The sequence below is a fragment of the Paenibacillus sp. FSL K6-1122 genome, assembly GCF_037977015.1.
Taxonomy (GTDB): Bacteria; Bacillota; Bacilli; order Paenibacillales; family Paenibacillaceae; genus Paenibacillus; species Paenibacillus amylolyticus.
Window position 1 is genome coordinate 1748227 of record NZ_CP150272.1, and the last position, 20998, is coordinate 1769224.

The 20998-nt window shown below is 46.5% G+C and carries 23 protein-coding genes and 1 pseudogene; 11 read left to right on the forward strand and 13 right to left on the reverse strand.

The genetic code is table 11. The features are described from left to right. Positions 1-174 precede the first annotated feature (174 nt). Positions 175-678, forward strand: coding sequence for a GNAT family N-acetyltransferase (locus NSQ20_RS07685; RefSeq protein ID WP_036669154.1), 504 nt, complete (start codon positions 175-177; stop codon positions 676-678). Between the two features lie 116 nt (positions 679-794). Here the strand turns inward: NSQ20_RS07685 and NSQ20_RS07690 are convergent, their stop codons facing one another. Next, a complete protein-coding gene (locus tag NSQ20_RS07690) occupies positions 795-1286 on the reverse strand; it encodes a DinB family protein (RefSeq protein ID WP_036669156.1) in 492 nt (163 codons plus the stop codon). A gap of 286 nt (positions 1287-1572) precedes the next feature. Here NSQ20_RS07690 and NSQ20_RS07695 point away from each other — a divergent pair, with 286 nt between their 5' ends. The 10 genes from NSQ20_RS07695 to NSQ20_RS07740 all read left to right on the forward strand — a co-directional run bounded on the left by NSQ20_RS07695 (position 1573) and on the right by NSQ20_RS07740 (position 11610). After that, a complete protein-coding gene (locus tag NSQ20_RS07695) occupies positions 1573-1992 on the forward strand; it encodes a hypothetical protein (protein WP_036669157.1) in 420 nt (139 codons plus the stop codon). Beyond that, positions 1989-3278, forward strand: coding sequence for an ammonium transporter (locus NSQ20_RS07700; protein ID WP_036610695.1), 1290 nt, complete (start codon positions 1989-1991; stop codon positions 3276-3278). The genes NSQ20_RS07695 and NSQ20_RS07700 overlap by 4 nt, the downstream gene beginning before the upstream one ends. A 149-nt stretch (positions 3279-3427) precedes the next feature. Next, positions 3428-4369, forward strand: coding sequence for a YwqG family protein (locus NSQ20_RS07705; protein WP_036669159.1), 942 nt, complete (start codon positions 3428-3430; stop codon positions 4367-4369). A 440-nt stretch (positions 4370-4809) separates the two neighbouring features. After that, positions 4810-5268 (forward strand): DinB family protein, encoded by a 459-nt coding sequence (locus NSQ20_RS07710; protein WP_051449640.1) that lies wholly within the window; start codon positions 4810-4812, stop codon positions 5266-5268. A 107-nt stretch (positions 5269-5375) separates the two neighbouring features. Then, positions 5376-6329, forward strand: coding sequence for an aminoglycoside phosphotransferase family protein (locus tag NSQ20_RS07715; RefSeq protein ID WP_143781382.1), 954 nt, complete (start codon positions 5376-5378; stop codon positions 6327-6329). Positions 6330-6358: 29 nt separating this feature from the next. After that, on the forward strand, positions 6359-7063 hold the full coding sequence (locus NSQ20_RS07720) for a response regulator transcription factor (RefSeq protein WP_026081203.1): 705 nt from the start codon (positions 6359-6361) through the stop codon (positions 7061-7063). A gap of 55 nt (positions 7064-7118) precedes the next feature. After that, entirely contained in the window at positions 7119-8252 is a 1134-nt protein-coding gene (locus tag NSQ20_RS07725) for a HAMP domain-containing sensor histidine kinase (RefSeq protein WP_340032198.1), read from the forward strand. A gap of 99 nt (positions 8253-8351) precedes the next feature. Continuing rightward, positions 8352-9092: a hypothetical protein gene (locus NSQ20_RS07730; RefSeq protein WP_340032200.1), complete on the forward strand. Its 741-nt coding sequence runs from the start codon at positions 8352-8354 to the stop codon at positions 9090-9092. A gap of 20 nt (positions 9093-9112) precedes the next feature. After that, complete coding sequence (locus NSQ20_RS07735; protein WP_340032202.1) at positions 9113-10954, forward strand: PBP1A family penicillin-binding protein; 1842 nt, start codon at positions 9113-9115, stop codon at positions 10952-10954. 110 nt (positions 10955-11064) lie between these two features. Further along, on the forward strand, positions 11065-11610 hold the full coding sequence (locus tag NSQ20_RS07740) for a DUF2569 domain-containing protein (RefSeq protein WP_340019681.1): 546 nt from the start codon (positions 11065-11067) through the stop codon (positions 11608-11610). A 128-nt stretch (positions 11611-11738) separates the two neighbouring features. On the opposite strand, the gene NSQ20_RS07745 is transcribed toward NSQ20_RS07740, so the two are convergent. The 12 genes and pseudogenes from NSQ20_RS07745 to speD all read right to left on the reverse strand — a co-directional run bounded on the left by NSQ20_RS07745 (position 11739) and on the right by speD (position 20926). Further along, positions 11739-12197: a threonine/serine exporter family protein gene (locus NSQ20_RS07745; RefSeq protein WP_036610676.1), complete on the reverse strand. Its 459-nt coding sequence runs from the start codon at positions 12195-12197 to the stop codon at positions 11739-11741. Between the two features lie 18 nt (positions 12198-12215). Beyond that, complete coding sequence (locus NSQ20_RS07750) at positions 12216-12977, reverse strand: threonine/serine exporter family protein (protein WP_036669533.1); 762 nt, start codon at positions 12975-12977, stop codon at positions 12216-12218. A gap of 235 nt (positions 12978-13212) precedes the next feature. Further along, positions 13213-13518: a hypothetical protein gene (locus tag NSQ20_RS07755; RefSeq protein ID WP_340032204.1), complete on the reverse strand. Its 306-nt coding sequence runs from the start codon at positions 13516-13518 to the stop codon at positions 13213-13215. 64 nt (positions 13519-13582) lie between these two features. Next, on the reverse strand, positions 13583-14626 hold the full coding sequence (locus NSQ20_RS07760; protein WP_340032206.1) for a S66 peptidase family protein: 1044 nt from the start codon (positions 14624-14626) through the stop codon (positions 13583-13585). A gap of 97 nt (positions 14627-14723) precedes the next feature. Continuing rightward, the gene (locus NSQ20_RS07765; protein WP_340032207.1) at positions 14724-16061 is read right to left on the reverse strand and encodes a DUF4179 domain-containing protein; all 1338 of its coding nucleotides are present in this window, start codon (positions 16059-16061) and stop codon (positions 14724-14726) included. Next, the gene (locus NSQ20_RS07770; RefSeq protein ID WP_340032209.1) at positions 16058-16573 is read right to left on the reverse strand and encodes a sigma-70 family RNA polymerase sigma factor; all 516 of its coding nucleotides are present in this window, start codon (positions 16571-16573) and stop codon (positions 16058-16060) included. The genes NSQ20_RS07765 and NSQ20_RS07770 overlap by 4 nt, the downstream gene beginning before the upstream one ends. A 216-nt stretch (positions 16574-16789) precedes the next feature. Continuing rightward, positions 16790-17317, reverse strand: a complete 528-nt coding sequence (locus NSQ20_RS07775; protein ID WP_340032210.1) for an ankyrin repeat domain-containing protein — start codon at positions 17315-17317, stop codon at positions 16790-16792. Positions 17318-17385: 68 nt separating this feature from the next. Continuing rightward, positions 17386-18249: an AraC family transcriptional regulator gene (locus NSQ20_RS07780; RefSeq protein ID WP_340032211.1), complete on the reverse strand. Its 864-nt coding sequence runs from the start codon at positions 18247-18249 to the stop codon at positions 17386-17388. A gap of 18 nt (positions 18250-18267) precedes the next feature. After that, on the reverse strand, positions 18268-18720 hold the full coding sequence (locus tag NSQ20_RS07785; RefSeq protein ID WP_036611088.1) for an NUDIX domain-containing protein: 453 nt from the start codon (positions 18718-18720) through the stop codon (positions 18268-18270). Positions 18721-18879: 159 nt separating this feature from the next. Then, positions 18880-19368: pseudogene (locus NSQ20_RS07790) on the reverse strand (GNAT family protein); the annotation flags it as partial. Positions 19369-19516: 148 nt separating this feature from the next. Next, positions 19517-19927, reverse strand: coding sequence for a flagellar basal body rod protein FlgB (gene flgB, locus NSQ20_RS07795; protein WP_036610664.1), 411 nt, complete (start codon positions 19925-19927; stop codon positions 19517-19519). A 183-nt stretch (positions 19928-20110) separates the two neighbouring features. Then, positions 20111-20926: an adenosylmethionine decarboxylase gene (gene speD / locus NSQ20_RS07800; RefSeq protein ID WP_036610662.1), complete on the reverse strand. Its 816-nt coding sequence runs from the start codon at positions 20924-20926 to the stop codon at positions 20111-20113. Between the last annotated feature and the right edge of the window lie 72 nt (positions 20927-20998).

Sequence of the window (20998 nt, forward strand, 5' to 3'; positions counted from 1 at the left end):
AGCTTTTAGCTTCGCTTCTTCTGATTGGTTCTGTCCTCTCCGTTGTCGTGTAAATGTTTACTTAAACATTTACAGATTTCTCTGTCAGAATGTTAGGGATGACGAAGACTTCTCTTCTCCGTTATAATATCTTCTATAATTAGAGGTTTGATCTGGAATGATGGAGGAATAGCGATGAAACTGGAAGATGTGCAGATTGAATATGCGCGCCTGGAGGACTTGCCGAGGATTGTGGAGATTTATAATTCTACTATTGAGGGCCGTATGGCAACAGCGGATTTGGAGCCAGTGACGGTGGAGCAACGTTTGCCTTGGTTCGAGGAACATACACCGGAACATCGTCCGCTTTGGGTGATGAAGCAGGCAGGGCAGGTGGTAGCTTGGGCAAGTATCAGCTCGTTCTATGGGCGCCCTGCATATAACGGAACGGTGGAAGTCAGTGTATACGTGGATCAGCAATGTCGCGGAATTGGGGCTGGTGGACGTTTGCTCGAAACGGTATTTGCGGCGTGTCCTGCACTTGGAATTACGACCATTCTTGGATTTGTCTTCGGACATAACGAACCGAGTCTGGGGTTATTGCGCAAACATGGTTTTGAACAGTGGGGATATTATCCCGAAGTGGCCGTGCTGGATGGTGTGAATAGAGATCTGGCGATTTTGGGCAAAAAAATATAAGTGTCGTTCTTATTCGTAACATAAGAACACTGAAAACCTCCAACCTAAATTAATAGGATTGGAGGTTTTTTTGTCGTTCGACTATATTTTTCGCTATGTGAAAAAGGAGGTTGTGTTTATACGCCAAGCTGCTGTTTAATCTCTTGGATCTGTCCTAGATGACGTTCCTCATGATAACTTGTAAAGTCAATCCATTGGGTTAGATCCATCTCACCAAATACGGGATGAGGAAAGGACTTGCTACGCAGCAGGTCAGGATCATGATCCAATGCAAAGTTGTTTAAAGCTTGGTGAGATTCGTCCAGATCACTGCGTACGTCTGCAAGTGCTTCAGGTGCTGCTGGAGGCTGAAGATGGGGTGGTGCCTCGACGGAGCGGCTGCGGTCCAACGATAGTTCATATGGTTTTTTGTCCACAGACACCGTCTGTTCCTTTTCGAGGGCCAGGCGGGCTTGTTTTCCAATTACATTTTCCATCAGATTCAGATGTCGTAGTACTTGCATAATACTCCATTGTTGGGGTGAAGGTTTTCGGTTCAATTGTTCTTCTTCGAGTCCCGAGACTGCTTCCCAGATTTGGTTGCGTATATTGTCATTACGAGTAAACATTGTGGAATCCTCTCCTTATATACAGGTTCTATGATGCGGGTAGTCTGTGTATGTTCATTACCCCAAATGTGGATGCTTATTCTATAAGCATTGAGAATGGAAAGAGTGAATGCGAATCTAGGCAACATTATCCTTTGTTAGATGTAATTCGTGGCAAATAAAAAAAGCCGTTCTCCATGAACGGTTCATTTAAATCCATCCCAAGTCCAAAAAAAGATTGACGGGCAGACCCCGGCAAACTATAATCGGTACAAGTAACTTGATATGTAAGGAGTCCTGACATGATATGTTAGTAATCGACGAGGTGTATCACCATACAGCATTGCAAATATCATCGTCCGATTTATTGTACCTTATCGAACGGCTGAAGGTCAAAAAAGAAAATGAGATCGAAACGCTCAAGAAAAAGATCGAACAGTTCGAACAAAAGCGTCGAGCGGAAGAGGTTGCTTATCAATCGTTGTCGCCTGTACGCAAATGGTTTGCGGGACGCCCCGCATCCCATCATCAGGCGGTGGAATATATGGTTCAGGTGAAGGAACGTTTTCGCAAGATGGAACAGATTCGCAGACGCATACGTGATCTGGACCAGATTGCAGAACGAATTAAGCATCCGGACAGCATTGAGCGGGACGAGATTGAGCTTGCGCCCGATACAATCCGTGAGCTCAGACAGCTTAGTGAAACGGAGGATGTACAAGCATGACTTTGGAGACGTTAAGCACCGGGATTGATACGGTCTGGGTCGTATTGAGTGCAGCGATGATTTTATTGATGGAGGGTGGATTCGCCCTGCTCGAGGCTGGCTTTGTGCGTTATAAAAATAGTGTGAACATTATTATGAAGGTATTTGCTGACATTACGATTGGAACGTTGCTGTTCTATGCCATCGGTTTTGGACTGATGTATGGTTCGGACGTAGGCGGTTTTGCGGGAGTAACGGGATTTTTCCTGAATGGGGATTTGTCTCACCTGGACGTGCCGGTATCTCTGGAGACATTCTGGTTGTTCCAGGCGGCCTTTACCATTGCCGTTATTTCCATCGTTTCGGGAGCGGTGGCCGAGCGGATCAACTTCCGTGCTTATCTTTTGTATATCATATTGATGACGGCGATCATTTATCCGATTGGTGGACACTGGGCATGGGGCGGCGGCTGGCTTAGTCAGCTGGGGATGCAGGACTTTGCCGGTTCGGCTGTCATCCATGCGCTCGGCGGATTCTCAGCACTGGCTGCTGCGATTATCATTGGCCCGCGTAAAGGGAAGTACACGCCACTTGGCGTAAGTGCCATTGCACTCCCAAGCAATCTGCCACTGGCATCTGTAGGTGCATTTCTGTTATGGTTCGGTTGGTTTGGCTTTAATGCTGGTAGTACACTCAGCGCGACGGATGTAAGAATTGGTCACATTGCGATTGTCACGATGTTATCTGCGGCTTCGGGTGGTGCGGTTACGTTGCTGTATACGTTATTCCGCTTCAATCGTTCAGATGCACCCTCGGTCATTAACGGTTCGCTTGCTGGACTGGTCGGTATTACGGCAGGCTGTGCTTTTGTTGGTGATGTAGCAGCGATATTTATTGGGGCAGTGTCCGGCTTGTTGATGATGGCTGCCACTAACTGGCTGGACCGTCGACAGATTGATGATCCGGTTGGTGCTTTCCCGGTGCATGCCGCATCAGGAATGTGGGGCACGATTGCTGTAGGTCTGTTTGCCACGGATGGTGGATTATTTATGGGCGGCGGCTGGAGGTTGCTGGGTGTTCAGGCACTTGGCCTTACAGCCTTGGTCATCTGGGGATTCGCCATGACCTGGATCGGGCTGAAGTTGATTGGCAAAATTGTGCCTGTACGTTCGACAGAAGAAGAGGAAGATCTGGGTCTGGATATCAGCTATCATGGTGTGATGGCAGCCCATCAGGCCCATGAATTCCTGGACGGTGAGGAGCATATGCGTGCTTACCAGGAAAAGTCTTCTGATCCAAATCGTTAAATGGAATATAGGATGAAGAAGTAGACTGACAGGGGATGTCAGTCTCTTTTTTTGCTAGAAGCAGGGAAAGACGTCCGGGCGGAAGAATATACAGGTGTGAACCTGAATATGTCTCAGCATAGGTGTATTGTCAAAAGGGGAGGATCTATATGATTAAGCCAGAACAATGTGAACGTCTGACCAGAAAAGCCCGTAAAACACTTGAGGAATATGGTTTGGGAGTTGCTGCCGATCTGCTGTTGTCCTCAAGCCGCTGGGGAATTCGCCTCGATGTATCCACACTGGACGAATATCGCAGAACAGGAAACTCACGTGTGGGTGGACATCCGGATTTGCCAAGTCGCATGGAATGGCCCGTAACACAAGAAGGAGTTCCAATGACTTTCCTGGCCCAACTGAACCTGGTGGATTTGTCGCCGTATACGCCGAATGATGGGCGCGGGACTTTGCCTGAACGTGGAATGTTATACTTTTTCGTTGGCAAGGATGAATCTGCTTGTCCCATTGAACATCGTGTGATTTTTGAGCCAAGTTCTCATAACCTCATAAGGCGAGAGCCTGAAGGTGATACCGCGCTGGATGGAGCACCGTTTGTTGCACATTCGGTGACTGTGCTGCCTAATCTTGAGTTTCCTACATATGCATATATTGACGCCAACGCGCTGAATGAGCTCTCGCCTTCTCTGCTTGAGACCGATGAGGCCGAAGCGGAAGTGAGTCTGTATGACCGTTACCTTGAATTCGAGTCGAGTTGGAATCATCCAAGTACGCTGAATTGGGGTGGGATGTTTGGATATCCTGACGGGCAGCATCCGGATGCCGAGCATCGTGCCTTGTTACAGATCGCACTGGGAGAAGAGTACGATTATAATGAGCAGGAGTGTGAGAAGAAGCTGACCAAACATTACGGCGGTGATGAGGATCGGACATGGCAGGAACTATCCGATACGCTACTGCTGTTGAAGATAGATACACATGATGCTATTGGTTTCCAATGGTGGGATTGCGGGGAACTGCAATTTTTCATTCGCAAGTCTGACTTGGAGGCTGGACGATTCGAGCAAACGTATTGTTCGTTATACTCAAGTTGAGCAAAGATTTGAAAACAAATAGGCAACAAAATGTCCTGAATCCCGTCTATATGAAGGAGGAAGGACTTTTTTTGTTCGTAGATTGTTATATAAATTGAACTAAAGAATATTTACACTGCACACTCCGATGATAGAACAACCTTCCGATCGCTGTTATCCCCAGATTTTTTTGATTCCTCCTATAAAGGGGAAATCCGGGGATAGCGTATGCTTCCGATGTAGCTTTCTTGCAGAAAGCTTGTAGGCGAAGTGTATGCTTTCGAAGTAGCTTTCCTGCAGAAAGCTTGTAGCTCCGCTTCTTCAGGTCCTTTCTGTCTTCTCCGTTTTGTGTAAATGTTTTGTTCAATTTATATAGATTTGGGGTATATATTAAGGAGGGATATCTTGGTTGATAACCGATCATATGTTCTGTATAATGGGATAAAAAGGAAGTGTAACTGTTGATTCAATCTGCGTTTAAACATATTGACGTGGCTGTAACATCTTTAATCGATATATGTGATCAGCTGTCGGAAGAAGACTTGGCTTTGACTCCAATTGAAGGTAAACGACCTGTTGGAGAATTACTAGCCCATCTGTCTGTGATCTGCCGAGCGGATGTTTATATTTCCGAAGGTGCATCGGAGGAAGAGATGGCTCAATTCTATGCAGAGAATCAGGTGCATTCGCTCGGTGAGATCAAGCAGGCTCTGATTGATAACCAGATGTATCTATACCAACGGTACAGGCAGTTTAACACGGAAGAGTTATTACATGTGACGGATTCGTACTGGGGAGCTTCCTATAGTCGGCTGGAGTGGTTACTTGAGATTATGGGGCATGTATATCATCACAGAGGACAATTGTATACGATGCTGACCCTGACGGGCAAAGAACCCGAATCAGTACTTTTTAAATAGAAACGGATAGAATACATATAAGCATGTTATAGGAAATATCATGGGTTAAAGTGGGAATAGACCGACGATACTACACGCCATACGTGAAATAACGGAGGATTCGGGACGTGGAACAACACGATACATGGAATGCATCGATGGACAATACGTTGATTGACAGGTTAAAACAGATTCCTGAACTTGGTCAGGCCACGCGGATTGAACCTGTTATGAAGGGTTATTCAGCAGATACTAAATTCAAAATGTTTGTCCCTGGTCAAGGCCATGTGCTGGTGAGGGTGTATGATATTGCTGAGGAATGGATGAAGCAAAGGGAATATCAATATTTGCAGAGCATGCAACAATTAGGTGTACTGTGTCCAGCAACGTTGGGCACAGGTAGATTGGATGAGAAGAACGGATATATGATTCTTAGCTACATTGAAGGCGAAGATGCTTCTGAGAGATTGCCTCAGCTGAATGAACAGCAGCAGTGGGCGGTTGGTTTGGAAGCAGGAGCGCAGCTACAGCTGATTCACCAGTTGCCGATGGAGGAACAGATCGAATCATGGTACATACGCAAGAGCACCAAGCATCAACGTTACGTGGAGCGCTATAAACAGTGCCCTATTGTGATGAAAGAGGATCATGTTATTCTAACGTTTATTGCAGACCATCTCGGTTGGATGAAAAATCGTCCAGATGGATTTCAGCATGATGACTTTCACCCGAGCAATCTTGTCGTTAAGCAGGATAAACTCGTAGGAGTGATTGATTTTAATCGTTATGATCAAGGTGATCCCATTCATGAATTTTTGAAGCTGGGTTTGTTTGCTTCAGAGATCAGTATTCCATATTCCATAGGTCAAATTCAAGGCTATTTCGATGGCAATGAACCGGATGAGTTATTCTGGAGATTGTATTCACTGTATACGGCTATGGCGCTGGTGTCTTCTGTAGTGTGGATTCAGCAGGTGAAGCCTGAAGAGACGCTTGAGATGATGGCCAAGATCGAGCGTGTCCGTGAAGATCACGATGATTTTCGCAGTTTCATCCCTCGGTGGTATACTTTGAACAGGTAAGGAATTATGGAAGGGAAAGGAATAATGCCGTGGCACAGCCAGCAACCATTCTGCTTGTGGATGATGAGCAGGAGATTATTAAACTGATGGAAATTTATTTTGGCAACGAGGGTTATCGGATTCTCACCGCGAATGATGGGCTTGAAGCACTGGAACAATTGAAAAAAGAGTCGATCGATCTCATTATTCTGGATGTCATGATGCCAAATATGGACGGAATCGAAGCTTGTATGAAAATTCGGGAAGAGCAGAAAATGCCGATTATTATGCTGTCCGCCAAAAGTATGGATATGGATAAAATCACAGGGCTAAGCATCGGTGCCGATGATTATGTGACCAAGCCGTTTAACCCGCTTGAACTTGTCGCACGGGCGAAATCCCAGCTGCGCAGGTATCATACCTTCAATGAAGGTCGGGAGAACAAAGAGCACGAGTGGGTTATTGATGATCTGGTCATTAATACCGATACACATGAAGTTTGGGTGGACGAGCAGCCGGTTCGTCTGACTCCGCGTGAATTTGCAGTTCTTGAATTACTGGCTCGTCACCAAGGTTCAGTACTTAGTATGGAACAGATCTATCGTCAAGTATGGAAAGAAGAATTCATGGAGTCGAATAATACAGTCATGGTACATATTCGCAAGATTCGTGAGAAGATTGAACTCGACAGCAAACACCCCAAGTTTATTCAGACCGTATGGGGTGTTGGTTATAAGATGATCAAACCGCAATAAACATGTACATTCACAGGATGTCGTGTAACATGAACACATTCAGGGAGTTCCTACTATGAATTCAAAGTTGATTAATACAGTCCGATGGAAATTTATCTATGCATTTTTGCTGAGCGGCATATTAACTGCAGTTATTTTGTACGGGGGCAGTAAGGTGGGGCAGACCATCCTGGAAGCTCAGACGTATCCGAATTATTCCATTCCAGCCCAAGGGATCAGGTGGTTGGTGAATAATATCGGTTCGGTGCCTTTGATGATTGTGGTAGGCGTGCTGGGTTTTGTGCTGTTTTTTTTCCTGTTTTCTCGTAAGGTGATGCGGGTTCTGGATGAAATTACGGCAGGAATTCAGGAGGTTGCCAAAGGAGAGTTATCCCATCGCATCGAAGTGAAGACCTCGGATGAATTCGGAGTGGTTGCTGCAAGCATTAATCAGATGGCTGAACAATTGCAGTTATCTCTTCAGGAAGAGCGTAATGCGGTAGCTGCCAAAAACGATCTGATTACGGGGATATCACATGATCTGAGAACACCACTCACTTCTATTCTGGGATTTCTGGAGTACATCGAGAAGGATCGCTATCAGGATGAGATTGAGATGCGCTATTACGTTAGCATTGCCTATGAGAAATCCTTGACCCTTCGCAAGTTAATCGATGACTTGTTCGAATATACGCGTGTGAGTGGCGGAAGTCTTCCGATATCTCTGCAAGCGTTGAACCTGAATTCGTTTCTGATGCAGCTGGCTGAAGAGTTTGCTCCCATGCTGGAGGATGCTGGCATGACCTACAAGATCATCGGCGGGCAAGATCCACTATGGATACAGGCTGCTCCCGGGGAGCTTGTAAGAGCATATGAGAATCTGTTCAGCAATGCCATTCGGTATGGTTCGCAAGGTAAACGAATGGAGATTGGGCTGGCCCTTGAAGGTAAAGAGGCTGTAGTCCGCATCAGTAATTATGGTGATCCGATTCCGGCACAAGATCTGCCACATCTATTTGATCGATTCTATCGGGTAGATAAATCCCGTTCCCGCGATACGGGAGGTACCGGTCTCGGCCTGGCGATTGCTAAATCGATGATTGAATTACATCGAGGAAGTATCGTTGCTTACAGTGAAAATGGCAGAACGGATTTTGTTTCCCGTTTCCCTGTAACCGCTGCTTCACCAAGTACTTACTCAGAGGAATAATAATTAAGAATTTGGTAAGAAGTTAACCACTATCTCATTAAGAAATATTCGGTATTCTACCTCTATTACCATATTATTGTATAGAGGAGGATACCGAATATGAAGTCTCAATTTAGTACAGTAAGACTAAGATACATATACATTGGAGGAGCAAGCGCGTTACTGAGCGTAGCGCTCCTTTTTGTCGTTTATCACGTGCTACGGTTTGCCCACAATCACATCCTTCCAGATGCAGCATGGATAACGCGTATGATGAACTGGGGAATCAATCATATCGGAACAAAGCCGCTCTTTATCTTCATTGGAGGAGCCATGTTTGCGATCTTTTTCTGGATTCGATCCCAGAAGATTGCGGAAGATCTCAGTCAACTTGCACGCGGAACAGCCGAACTTGCATTGGGCCACAATCCTGGAAGAATTGATGTTCTAAGTGGGGGTGAACTACGACAAATTGCTGCCAATCTGAATGTAATTACGTTTCTCCTGCATGAGGAAGGGCTGAGCAGATCAGAACCGAAACATGAGAGAAGAGAGGTAGAGGGAGCGTCTATTCAGCATGAGCAACCCTGCCTTCAGCAACATAATGAAGAAGACAAGGAGAACACTCAATTTATTTCTACACAGGTTGACCTACCGATAAAACTTACTCTCTACGGTATTCAATCTTCTCTGGATGAGATCATCCAAGGGCGGTGTCAGGACGAGATGGAAGTTCAGCATTGGGTCAAGTTGGCGTATGAACAGACATTGCTGCTTCATCATGCTCTGGAGATTACACAACGAGATAGACAGGAACACGAAGTTTCAATTGAACGGGTACACAAGGAGCCTGAATGTTGAAGCACGGGAGCAAGCGATGGATGTATTACGTTTTTGATGCCGCAGTGGTTGTAGTTTTGATATTGACCCTTTTCTATCTCTATCTGATTACTTATGGCGAAGGAATGCTTCGCAATCGTCCAGAGGCCATGCAGGAGGCCTCTTCAACCATTATTACGAATGCAGAGGGGACCGAAATTTCGAGGTTGCATACGCAGACCAAAGGGTATTCCGAATATGCTGAACTGAACGCTATGCCAGATTTATTAAAGATGGCTTTTTTGGCTACAGAAGATCGACGTTTCTACAACCATGATGGACTGGATTTCATCGGACTTGGCAGAACCATTATGCAAGACATCTTACATATGAATCTGAGTCAGGGAGGAAGCTCCATTACGCAGCAACTGGCAAGAAATCTGTATTTGAATGGGGATAAAACGTTGAGTCGAAAGGTGAATGAGATATCGATTGCGATGGCCCTGGAGAAGAAGTATAGCAAGGATGAAATTCTGGAAATGTATCTGAATCAGATCTACATGGGACGCCAGCAGTATGGTGTAAAAGCGGCAGCCTGGCGGTATTTCGGAATTAAGGATATGCACCAATTGAAACTATGGCAGATTGCTACATTAGCTGGAATGCCCAAAGGTCCATCCATATACAATCCAGTAGATCATCCTGAGCTTTCCAAACAAAGACGTGCCGTTATCCTTGGACTAATGCATGAACAGGGACTAATTACACGAAAGCAGATGCTCCAAGCCCGTGACGTCGATTTCACGCCGCCTGAAACCGTATTGAATGCAACAACTTCACCGGGCTTGAGCGAGCCCGCATATGTGTCTGCCGTGGATGCTGTGATTCAGGAGGCTTCTCGGCTCACAGGTAAAAGTGAAGCAGAGATTCAATCGGCAGGTTGGGTTATTCAAACTGGGCTAGACGAACAGGCACAACTGGCGATGGAAGAAACATTTGCAGACGCTACCCGATTCCCCGATGATCGCCAAGACGAGCAGGTCCAGGCAAGTATGGTTATTATCGACCAGCACAACGGTGAAGTGAAAGCGATGATGGGTGGACGTAATCCTTTAAAAGGGGGCATCAACCGGGCGATTATGGATGCAAGGCAGCCAGGTTCATCTTTTAAACCGATTATTGCATATGGCCCTGCGTTGGAGTCGGGGAAGTTCAAGCCAGAGAGCATACTACCGGATAAACGCATGCAATATGGCAGCTATCAACCTTCCAATCTCGGTGGGCGTTACAGTGGTTCAATAGCCATGTCCCAAGCCTTGCAAAAGTCTATCAATGCCCCAGCCGTATGGCTGCTTCATGAGACCGGACTGAACGATGCACATCAATTTGCAGCACGGCTCGGTATTGAAATGGGGAAAGAAGATCTAAACCTCTCAATTGCCTTGGGAGGTGTGCATCAGGGAGTGTCGCCAATGAAGATGGCGCAGGCCTATACGGTGTTTGCGAATAATGGCAAATTGAATACGGCCCATCTGATACGCGAGATTACAGATTCACAAGGACGGACAATATTTGCTCATAAGTCGGAAAACAAGCAGGTAATCTCCTCCAGTACGGCGAATGCCATGACCAGAATGCTGCAAAATGTAGTCAGTCAGGGAACAGGAAGTCGTGCACAGTTAGGTCAGCACAAGGTAGCGGGTAAAACGGGAACAACACAGGCTGCATTACCTGGTGTGGGAAGAGAGGCCAATCGGGATCTATGGTTTGTGGGCTATACGAGCAGCTGGACTGCGGCGGTCTGGATGGGATTTGATCATACGGATGCAAAACATTATATGAAGTCAGGAAGTGGTGTTGCAGCGGAGTTGTTCGCAACAGTGATGAGACGTGCTACCCAATAGAATGCAAGAGAGAGACCTTAGTCCAGATGGTTCTTTCCTTCTCTTGGATAACACAGAATATAGCTTCTAGTGTATAATATGTGTCTTATCTATCGTAAACGGAGGCTGAAATGAACTATAAATATAGGGACTCGGAACTGGATACAAGTTCGCTGCAGCCTAAAAGTGGTATCAGACCGGAACGGCCTGGCATCTCCGGATTAGGCGGATGGCTTATATTAATTCAGATTGGCCTGTGGGTCACACTGGTGCTTCTTATTGCGGATATGTCGCAGGTAAATGTCATTATGGATCCGGTGAGATGGGAGGGTGTCCGTGGTGTTGATTCGGAACTTTATACTGAAGGGATACGCCCGCTCCTTTGGTTCGGAGTCATAAGCAGCGTCATGTTACTCTTGCTCGTTATCGTGAATCTCGTACTGCTGCATAAGAAAAAAAGGCAATTTCCGCGCATGATGATTATTCTGTACATTGCAAATGTATTCATTGGAGTCGTGACATGGATCTTGATCGCACGAATTGAGATTCCGAGAGAGCAACATGTGCTCGATCCAACATCAGCATTTAATTTGACGATACGATCCATTCTGACATGTTGTATCTTTATCCCGTATTTTCTAAAGTCGGTACGTGTGAAAAATACGTTTGTGAAGTAAATAGAATATTGATTGATCTGCTACTCTATAATGCTCTATAAAAAGCGATACTTAAGGCCCGTAGGTATACAAGATTTTATCCTGTATGCTAACGGGCCTTACGTGTGCTGAATATGTGAAAAGAACGATTATTTCGATGATGATTTTGCCCGAAGTGAGGCGGGAATTCGGCGTATCATCTGGTTTAATACCTCGGATAACACAAGGCCTACGGCAATAGCGCCAGATAACATGAGTGCCTTGGCGGCCATCTCCATAGCGGCACTGTAGTCATTTTGCACAAAACTTCGCATTGCATTATACGCCAGTCCACCAGGAACGAGAGGAATGATGCCTGCGACGCTGAAGATGATGACGGGTGCGCGAAACATGCGAGAGAATACCTGGCTGATGACACCTACGGCTATGGTCGCTGCAAGTGTAGCAGGAACCGCATCCGCTGCATATTCAAGCACGATATAGATAATCCAGCCGATCATGCCGACAAATCCACCGTGGAGCAGCATGCGCCGTGGTGCGTTGAAGATGATCCCAAACGCGGCTGAGGCGACAAAACTGGTCAAGGCTTGTTCAATAAAATGGAGCATATCCTGCATTCCTCCGTCTTACATAAAAAGTGAAAATACAACTGCAATGCCTGTACCTATAGCAAAAGCAGTCAGAAATGCCTCGGCTCCCTTGGATAATCCGGAGACGAGATGTCCGGCCATCAGGTCGCGTACAGCATTGGTAATCAGCAGCCCCGGAACCAGCGGCATAACCGAACCAATGATGATTTTGTCCCGTTCATGACCTACTCCCATATAGATCAGGAGAAAAGCGAGTAAGCCAATGACAAAGGATGCCGTAAGCTCGGCAAAGAATTTGACCCGCACCAACCTGTGAAAGGCAATAACGGCTGCATAACCTATGCCCCCGCAGATTAACGCCGGAAGAAAGTCGCTCCAGCCCCCGCCAAACATAATGGTAAAACAACCACTGGATAACGCTGCGGCCGTAAGCTGCACAGCCGTTGAATAGGAGGAGGGCTTTCCTTCGATCTGTATCAACAGATCATGGGCTTCCTGAGCGGATAGCTCACCTTGTCCGATGCGACGGGAGACCGCATTCACCTCGGACACCTTGTCCAGATCCGTCGTACGCTCGGAGATACGAATGAGCTTGGCAGGTTCGGTTGCATCAACAGAGAAGAAGATGCCTGTCGGAACAACGTAACTGTGCGAATGGGGTAAGCCCAGCGCAGCTGCCATACGTTTCATCGTATCTTCCACACGGTAGGTTTCACCACCGCTTTGTAGCATGATTTTGCCTGCGAGCAGACAGATTGCAATCACGCGTGATTGTTCAGTAGGATTGCTGCCAATCATACCCGTCTCGGCTTGTGATACGGGTGATGAATCATGACGTATGTATTCCAACCGGATCAAGCTCCGTTTCATATGAGATATGGGGTGGTGCGACACCATTGTATCATATTTCACACGCTCGCAAGGAATCATACGGCACCATCGCCAAGACGATAAAAAAGCCTCGTTCCCAAGACTTGAAGATCTCAGGAGCGAAGCTTCTTGGAACAGGTTCGGATATAGAAGTATAATACCACTACATCAACAGTGTGATAACCAACAATTCATACAGCACAAGCGGCAAAATCGTTGGTCCAAACAAGGCGCGCGGTTCAGGATATCCATGCATCGGGGTAACCTGGAGATACAAAATTCCCCGGTCTGCACTGATGATGACACCTTCCCACACTTGCCCATCGATATTCTGGACTTGTACCTTCTTGCCTACATGCTGCCGGGCTGTATGATGAAGCATATTCCGCACACTTTGCACGGATTGAAGCATCGGTTGATTGGCTTGATACACGACACCTGTGGATGGCGTGGATGTGGATTCAGACATGATGCACAACCCTTCCTCAAAATAAGTTCTTACTTCAAGGTATGCATCTGCCTATAAAAGGTGATTACACAAACGCCATCTCAAGGCTCCCGCGTCCATTTTCATAAGCGACTTTGCCTAATGCTCCATTCACAAAGGTGAGCTGGGGTGGAACATGGCCGAGATCCACATCGTACAGTACAGGGACATCCAGATCCCCAAGTGCAGAGGATAGGGCATCGGTAAAATTGAAATCGGCTGTATCGGAATAACCCGCAGGTCGGCCAAACATGAAGCCTTTCACACCAGCAAACCAGCCGGCCTGTCTCATCTGCCACAGATGACGGTAGATATCGCCCGCATTCATTTCACAGCTCTCCAGATACCAGATCGTTCCTTCGTCTGCACAGTACTGATCCAAATACGATTGGACGGGTGCATACGGCGTACCAATCAGACTGGAGATCGTATCCATACAGCCACCGATCAGCCGACCGGAGAACGACACAGCGGTGTCTGCATCTTCCGAGTGGCCGAGCTGTTTCCATTGCGAAGGTGTATCCAGGTTAAATCCAGGAGATTCCGGTTTCCATGCCGATTGATAATGTGTAGAAGACGATTGTGTGATCTGTCCGCCGTATTTGGTCTGTAACACATCAATCCAGCGCGCAGTCACGGGATCGAGGGCGTTTGATCTTAGATCAACATAGTTGGTGCCATGTGCTGATGCTGTTCCGGTGATCAGGGTATAGGCTAACAGGAACGTACTGATATCCGAATATCCCATGACCCATTTGGGCGGTAATGTTTTCAAAGCTTCCCAATCCAGCAGGGGGAGGATATCCATCAGAAATTCCCCGCCCCATGGAGGGATAATGGCTTGAATATTTGGATTGCGGAAAAACTCATTCATCTCTTCGGCGCGTTCCTCTTTGGAGGCACTCACACATTTGATATTGTGGCGGAGCGATGGGCTTTCCAGCACGTCAAAACCAAGGCGCTCCATATTACGTTTGCTCTCCTCAAGATAATGGTATAGGGATTCGCCTACACCGCTGGAGGGGGCTGCCACACCGATGGTATTTCCCGGAGCGAGTGGCTGCGGATAACGGATGGAACGTTGATTCATATCTAAACACACCTTCCCTATGAACATCATTGCTCGTAATAATGAATGTTTCCATTATATAGAATATTTGCGATAATCACAGCCTACTGGTAGAAAATTAAGGATTAACAGGGATGTCCAATGAGAAGGGAGACTTTACTTTCATCGGATAGGTGGAGATGTTCATTTTCACTTCCCCTTTTAATTTGGCTCCATTTTTGATAGTAGAAGAAACAATCGTATGACTGTCATCCGTTCCCTCTCCACTACTCCAACTGGCGCCAGGGACTTCATATGACTTCCCTGTACTGTCTGTAACTTTCCTGAAAGTTAGAACGAACCCACCGTCCATCCTGCCAGCAACGGAGAAGTCAATAATTAGATCTTTGCCTTCGACCTTGCTGCCTACCATCTTCAATCCAGGTGGTCCACCTGTAATCCGGTGTGACTTCAGATCAAGGGTAAGAGCCAACTCATCTTTATCCAATCCGGAGAAGCCAGATCCCTGTAACGTCAGCTTTTTCGGTATGGAGAAGTACATGCTTTCGAAGTAAATGGAACGTTCATCCTCACCGGTTGAGGTATCTGTTCTCCACGCGCGGCCTTGCTCATCAACCAGTTGAAGATCGCTGAGGCCAAATACCTTCTTGGTATTTTTAGGATCAAAATTCACATCAAGCACAAGACGTGTTGGATACATAGTAGCCTGTTTCACATTAATACGCTGTCCATCCACTGTTAACGTCTGATTCACAGGAATGACCTTTTTCATGCCTTTGGTAAGATTCTTGTCTACCAGGAACGTTATTTTCCACTTTTCTGCACGCGTTGTATCTCTGGCCTTAAACACGACGCTCAGCTCTTCAGGAGGAGAGGTTCCATCCGTGAAGATCACGTCTATCATATTCTCATTCACATTCTCGTCTGGTGAAGGTGTTGGATAAGCGTGAGTAAACGCAACTGGAAGATCTTTACCGTTCTCATCGAGCAGATCAATATCATAGTTGAATTTCTCGGGATCTTTCATGCCTTTCATCGTGTAAAAAATAACCATACGTGACTCGTCTGTGATAATGCCATCAACGGTCAAGGAAGTACCATCATGCTCGTCGGTGACACCGACCTGCTGTAAGAGGGACTTATCGATGGCCATCATTAATCCTTTGTCCTGGCGAATCATACTCACAATGCCCTCCATTCCGGGCAATTGCTCCACGAAGGATGCAAAAGCGGGAGAGACACGGATACATCCGGTAAACAGCAGGATGAAGGCCGCTGCCGAGATTGAACTCATGTACCAGCGCAGCCGGGACTTTCGCTTACGGGCAGCCTGGCGGATTCCGGACTGCACAGCCTGATAGGCGGCGGAATCGGGCACAGGCATTGTTTCGTACTCCGTCTTTCGAGCATTCAGACGTTCTTCCAATGTGTCGAATGAGTTTTGTTCATCCGTCATGAGGATACATCTCCCTTCGTTTCAAGTTGATCACGGAGCTGTCCGAGCGCCCGATGTAATCGAGATTTTACGGTTCCGGTCGGGATTTCGAGAATATCGGCAACTTCAGTTAAGGAGAAACCTTCGAAATAACTCAGGATAATAATCTGTTTGCAATCCCGGTCAAGGGTGGATACGGCCGCAGCAAGATCGGGGTCCGCAGGACGATCCCAGCTGCTGGATTCATGAATCTCGGTGACGGGACTGAACCGACTTTTGCGTTTGCGTTCGTCCGCACAGTAGTTGAGCAGAATGCGGATGAGCCAAGTGCCGAAGTAGGATGGTTCTTTTAATTTTTTGAGCTTACGGAACGCCCTGAACGTTGATTCCTGAATCGCTTCGAGCGCATCACCTTCGTTATGCAGATAGGCATAGGCGATACGGTACAGTTGGCTCTGATGTAATTCCATTAAGGCTGCAAAAGCCTCGGCATCCCCTTTTTGTGCGGCTATGGTGAGCTGAAGAGGGGTCACATGGCTCCTCCTTTCATGATATGTTGAGTATTAGACCGTGTAAGGCATCAAACGGTTCTTATTTTCTTAGAAAATATGTATATACCTGATTTCTATATAGTTGAACTACGTATTTGAATGAGAACATACAGGACAACAAATAACCGTCAGACCTTCTCTTTGTACTCCAAAAAGAGTCCTGACGGTTATTCGCGTATTACTCACGTTATCTAATCATTATTGCTGATGCGCTGTAACGGCTGCTCGCAGACATGAAGCTGTAGACGTGTTACCATTTTCAAGTGAAATCTCTAGTGCGGTCTGGCCTGCTGAGTTTAGCACGTTTGGATCAGCTCCATGCTGAAGTAACATCTCGATAAGTTCGATCTGATCCGTATGAAATGCTGCCGAGTGCAATGCATATTGTCCATCGCTGTCCAGAATACTTGTGGATGCCCCATATTCGAGTAAAAGTTGGATAACTTCTGACGAACGTTCTCCGGCAAGTGCGGCATGCAGTGCAGTATTGGAAGGGATAAAGGAAATCTTGGAATGAGAAAGGGCGTTAACATCCGCTCCATGCTCCAGAAGAAGACGAACTACTTCTACTTGTCCATAATGAGAGGCATATCCCAGCGGAGTTAACCCATCCTGATTTTCAGTATTGGTGAGTTCCGGGTGAGAAGCGAGTAACAATTGCAGGTTGGCCAAATCTCCAGACTGTGCAGCCTGAAATAGTTGATTAATCTGTTCTGCATGATTCATAAGGAATACCTCCATCTGATGAGATAATGTAATTATAGATGTTCCTCTTCAGAGGTTCTTCTTCATAATCACCTTTTTGCCCGCAGCTGGGAAGGAGAGCTATGGAAGCGTCTAGTGAATAATGAACTGAACGAACCGAGGCTTTCGAAGCCCACATCATAACAGATAGTGGTGACAGACCTGTCCGAATATAGCAAAAGCCGCTTCGCAGCCAATAGTCTACATTCAGTCAGATAACGATGGGGTGAAGTACCAAACAACTTTTTATAACTGCGTAGAAAATGATTCACGGATAGTTGTGCAGCCGATGCTGTCTGTTCTAGCGTTAACGGCTGATCATAATAGGCGGAGATATACTCATGCCCGATATAGACTCTTCGGTACAACTCTTCTCGGGTTGAACGTCTGATCATATCCAGTTCGTTGATCTCTTGCTGAACGTTACGGTGTAGATCCAGCATGTGAACAGCAAGCTGATGAAGCTGCTCCGCTATTGCCCAGGAATCCAGCCTGTCTTGACTGTAGAAATTACGCAAATGATTCAGGGCTGCGCCAAGCCGATTATCTATCGCGTATGTACGTTCTACCCATTCCATCTTGCTTGAGGGTGAATAACTATACGGCTCATCAAGTAGCCGAAGATCACTGGTAATTAGATTCCGACCGATCTCTTCCACATAACCGGGAGGGAAGAAGATACAGAAGGATTCAACGGGAGTAGATGAATCAATGTGAAGACTATATTCCTGACCCTCATTCAGAAGCAGATAGTTCTCATTATTGACTGCGAAGTGACCGCGCCCCGCTTCATAGAGCGTTTTTCCGTTACGGAATGTTTTCAGTGATAGCGAGCCGCTGCCTTTCCAATCGAATTGAGAACTCGATTCATGCAGAATGAAGGGTACAGGTCGAGGAAGAGGAATCTCCAACACTTGCAAGCACCTCCAAGCTTAATTCTGGTTATACAGCTTCTTCACAGCTTCCAGCCCAGGTACCGCAAAGCAGGCGAGTGGAGAGGGCAAATCATTCAATGGGAACCAGCCGATCTCACCGATGGCTCCGCCTTCTTCCAGATTACGAGCATGACCGCCAATCACCTTGGTGGAATAGAGCACGGATATCCAATGTTCCTTCTGTTGTGGCTGGATCGTCTCCGCCGTGCAGAGCAGACTGTCAATGGCGATATCCAGATTCACTTCCTCCTTGATTTCACGGATGACGGCAGTTTCGAGTGATTCATAGGGATCGACTTTCCCGCCGGGAATACTCCAAGTATGCTGTTCAGGCTGACGATTCCGCCAGGCGAGAAGCACTTCGCCCCGTTCATTCAGGATGACCGCACCTACGCCGATGCGAGGTGAAATTTCAGATTCACCTTTTGGAACAGAACTTAATTCCGACATTGACAGCGCAGCTTGTTCGTTCCCATTACGTTGTGAAAAACCACCCGCTACCATATCCCCAGATTCAGGAGTACGAGTAGACTGGAATGACAAGGGAAGCCCAGCCTGTGCGGACCATTCTTCAGCAAGAATACTCATTGAGATCAGGTCATAATGCATGCCATCCCGCAAAACTGCTGAACGCTGGCGACCCTCTTCCCGGAATCCGGCTTTTAGGTACGCACGTCTCGCGGCTTCATTGTATTCAATGACTTCCAGTGCAATCCGGTTCAGGTTCAATTCGTGGAAGCCATATCGAAGAATCAGAGCCAGAGCGTCGCTTCCGTAACCTTTACCTCGATCATTTTCTTCGCCGATACCAATGGCCAGACGAGCCGACCGATTGTTCCATTCAATTCGGTAGAGGGCTGTGAATCCAATGAATCGGTTACCCTCCAGTGTACGTAATGCAAATTCAAATCCGTTGTCTCGGCGGACAGACGAAGAACCCGTTTCATCCGGCGTTAACGGGATCGCGATATCGGTATCCATGTTGCGCAAATATTCATAATCATCTGTGAAGCGGGAGAGACGCATGCAATCTTCCGGGCATGGGGCCGCTAATCTGACTTTGGAACCTTGAAAACCATTTAAATGACGTGGAGACATGTTGCACCTCTTTTGTTCGATATGAAATCAATCGTTTCTCCCCATTATACTACGAACAGGAGAGGATACCGAAAAATGGCACCAAACGAGCTACACTCAGGGAAAAACAACAAAAAAAAGCAGCCATTTCGGGCTGCTTGTACATTCATTATTTCAGATCATTCAATAAATTCTTCATTTTTTTGTAATGTCCACTGACCCGATCAACCATGTAGTTATACATGAGCTGATTCTCCGAAAGATTCGCCATTTCCTTGTCAATGTCAACGTTATTGTTGTTATTGTTCATGGCTGTTTCGTTGTTCTCGACAATTCGGTACTGTACGATGGAAGAATTGGGATCACTGATAGGAAAGTGTTTGTCATGAGTCCGCTTCATGGCGAGCTGATCTGTTTTGCCATTTTCAACGATACGTCTCAGTTCTTCCTGAAACTCTACCGTTTTCTTTTTGTAGTTAGGCGTGTCTGCATTGGCTATGTTGTTGGTAATGGCATTGTGCTGTGCAGTAAGCGCTTGTAACAGTGATTCGTTACGTCTTGTCGTATTCGTTTCGATCACGGGCTCAGTCTCCTTCACTGTAGATTGTACAGTTACTTCTATAATAAGAAATAAAGTTGCACACTGTCAACATAACAAAGAAAAAGACAAGCACATGCCGGAGGTCCCCCGATAAGAAGAACCCTGCCTTCATGAAATCTTGTCTTAGATTTTGCCCTCATGGATCAGCGTTGAACAACCTCTTTAAGAGGGACGATTAATATTTTTGCCGTAATAGATCTCGTCCATCTCCAGCTTCAGCCATTCTGTAATCTCCTGTTGTTCCTTTTTGCTGAGCTTATCCTTGGTGTACCCAAACAGATAATTGTCGAGATCAAATTCCCTCAGTTTACATTTGGTGTGAAAAATATTCTCCTGATAGACGTTCACGTCAATCATGTCAAAGCTGCTCTTGATCTCATCCGGAATATAATTCTGAATCGAGCCGATCTCATGGTCAATGAACAGCTTGCGTCCGCTCGTATCCCGCGTAAAACCACGCACCCTGTAATCCATCGTCATAATGTCCGTATCAAAGGAGTGGATCAGATAATTCAGTGCCTTAAGCGGTGAAATCTCACCACAGGTGGAGACATCAATGTCCGCACGGAAGGTACTGATACCTTCACTAGGATGAAACTCAGGGTAGGTATGCACAGTGATATGGCTTTTATCCAGCTGCATGACAACGTTATCGGGCAGAGGGCCGGGAGATTCATCAAGTGATTCTTCGGGGATCTCCACGATTGGACCTTCCGAGACAAGCATCGTCACACTCGCACCTTGAGGCACGTAATCCTGCTGAGCGACATTCAGCACGTGGGCTCCGATGATGTCGGAGACGTTGTTCAGAATTTTACTCAGCCGGGCGGCGTTATACTGTTCATCAATATATTCAATGTAAGCTTCGCGTTCGTCTTTGGTTTTGGTATAACAAATATCGTACATATTAAAGCTGAGCGACTTGGTCAGGTTGTTAAATCCATGCAGTTGAATGCGCTGCTCTGGCGTAATTGTCATGGTTGCAGTTCCCCTTATCCCATACGACATATCATCGCAGTTATAATACTACTTATACCCAACCTGCCTCGA

Bases quoted from the DNA above. Each gene is read 5' to 3' on its own strand.
- NSQ20_RS07685 (WP_036669154.1), top strand. From the start codon at position 175: ATGAAACTGGAAGATGTGCAGATTGAATATGCGCGCCTGGAGGACTTG.
- NSQ20_RS07690 (WP_036669156.1), bottom strand. From the start codon at position 1,286: ATGTTTACTCGTAATGACAATATACGCAACCAAATCTGGGAAGCAGTC.
- NSQ20_RS07695 (WP_036669157.1), top strand. From the start codon at position 1,573: ATGTTAGTAATCGACGAGGTGTATCACCATACAGCATTGCAAATATCA.
- NSQ20_RS07700 (WP_036610695.1), top strand. From the start codon at position 1,989: ATGACTTTGGAGACGTTAAGCACCGGGATTGATACGGTCTGGGTCGTA.
- NSQ20_RS07705 (WP_036669159.1), top strand. From the start codon at position 3,428: ATGATTAAGCCAGAACAATGTGAACGTCTGACCAGAAAAGCCCGTAAA.
- NSQ20_RS07725 (WP_340032198.1), top strand. From the start codon at position 7,119: ATGAATTCAAAGTTGATTAATACAGTCCGATGGAAATTTATCTATGCA.
- NSQ20_RS07730 (WP_340032200.1), top strand. From the start codon at position 8,352: ATGAAGTCTCAATTTAGTACAGTAAGACTAAGATACATATACATTGGA.
- NSQ20_RS07735 (WP_340032202.1), top strand. From the start codon at position 9,113: ATGTATTACGTTTTTGATGCCGCAGTGGTTGTAGTTTTGATATTGACC.
- NSQ20_RS07740 (WP_340019681.1), top strand. From the start codon at position 11,065: ATGAACTATAAATATAGGGACTCGGAACTGGATACAAGTTCGCTGCAG.
- NSQ20_RS07745 (WP_036610676.1), bottom strand. From the start codon at position 12,197: ATGCTCCATTTTATTGAACAAGCCTTGACCAGTTTTGTCGCCTCAGCC.
- NSQ20_RS07750 (WP_036669533.1), bottom strand. From the start codon at position 12,977: ATGATTGGCAGCAATCCTACTGAACAATCACGCGTGATTGCAATCTGT.
- NSQ20_RS07755 (WP_340032204.1), bottom strand. From the start codon at position 13,518: ATGTCTGAATCCACATCCACGCCATCCACAGGTGTCGTGTATCAAGCC.
- NSQ20_RS07760 (WP_340032206.1), bottom strand. From the start codon at position 14,626: ATGAATCAACGTTCCATCCGTTATCCGCAGCCACTCGCTCCGGGAAAT.
- NSQ20_RS07765 (WP_340032207.1), bottom strand. From the start codon at position 16,061: ATGACGGATGAACAAAACTCATTCGACACATTGGAAGAACGTCTGAAT.
- NSQ20_RS07775 (WP_340032210.1), bottom strand. From the start codon at position 17,317: ATGAATCATGCAGAACAGATTAATCAACTATTTCAGGCTGCACAGTCT.
- NSQ20_RS07785 (WP_036611088.1), bottom strand. From the start codon at position 18,720: ATGTCGGAATTAAGTTCTGTTCCAAAAGGTGAATCTGAAATTTCACCT.
- speD (WP_036610662.1), bottom strand. From the start codon at position 20,926: ATGACAATTACGCCAGAGCAGCGCATTCAACTGCATGGATTTAACAAC.